Origin of the sequence: Brachybacterium tyrofermentans (assembly GCF_014897585.1) — a bacterium.
Lineage (GTDB): Bacteria > Actinomycetota > Actinomycetes > Actinomycetales > Dermabacteraceae > Brachybacterium > Brachybacterium tyrofermentans.
The window spans coordinates 1-1,002 of sequence record NZ_JABUXW010000091.1 but is presented as its reverse complement, the minus strand read 5'-3'; the positions used below and the strand labels follow the sequence as shown (position 1 = coordinate 1,002).

The 1,002-nt window shown below is 66.6% G+C and carries 1 protein-coding gene; it reads left to right on the top strand.

Translation table 11 applies throughout. The features are described from left to right. On the top strand, positions 1-903 hold a 903-nt coding region (locus tag INT49_RS20835; RefSeq protein ID WP_193119632.1), incomplete at its 5' end, for an integrase catalytic domain-containing protein. Between the last annotated feature and the right edge of the window lie 99 nt (positions 904-1,002).

Sequence of the window (1,002 nt, the reverse complement as noted above, 5' to 3'; positions counted from 1 at the left end):
CTGCTGCGCGCCGAGGGCGAGATCGACCTGAGCGATGAGCAAGCCGAACTGCTCTCCCGGGTCTCGGCGGCCACAATCGACCGGATGCTCGCCGGCGAACGGCAGCGGATGACCCTGCGGGGACGCTCGCGCACCAAACCCGGCTCGCTGCTCAAGCACCAGATTCCGATCCGCACCTTCGCCGACTGGGACGACGCCACCCCGGGGTTCGTCGAGATCGACCTGGTCGCCCACGACGGCGGTGTCGCGGCCGGAGAGTACTGCTACACCCTGACCATGACCGACATCACCACCGGCTGGACGGTCAACCGGTCAGTGCCCAACCGCGCCCGGGTCTGGGTGATCGAGGCGATCGACCACGCCGCGGCGATGTTCCCCTTCCCGATCCGCGGCATCGACTCCGACAACGGCAGCGAGTTCATCAACCACCACCTGCTGACCTACTGCGAGCAGCGCAAGATCACCTTCACCCGCGGACGGTCGGGCAAGAAGAACGATGGCTGCTACGTCGAGCAGAAGAACTGGGCCCGGGTTCGCGAGCTGGTCGGCTACTACCGCTACGACACCCCCGCCGAGCTGGAGGTACTCAACCAGATCTGGGACGCCGACGACGCCTTCGCGAACTACTTCTTGCCCAGCCTCAAGCTCGCCTCCAAGCACCGCGACGGGGCCAAGGTCGCCAAGAAGTACCACCAGGCCGCCACCCCGCACCAGCGCGCCCGGGCCCACTCCGCGATCCGCAAACGACCCGTGATCACGATGAACGCACGCTTCAAGCGCCTGCGCCTCGGCGCGCTGCAACGCCAGATCCTCGACCTCACCGGCAGACTCGAGACCCTCTCCCAGGCCAAGGGCCGCACCCACCACGACCGGAACGCCCAAGCCGACGAGCTCACCGGGTAACCGGAGGAATTACCTGAGGCAACGACCCACCGCCCCGGAGATCTGCACCTGAGGCAACGACCAACTCATCCGGAGGTATTGACATGAGGCATCACGGTG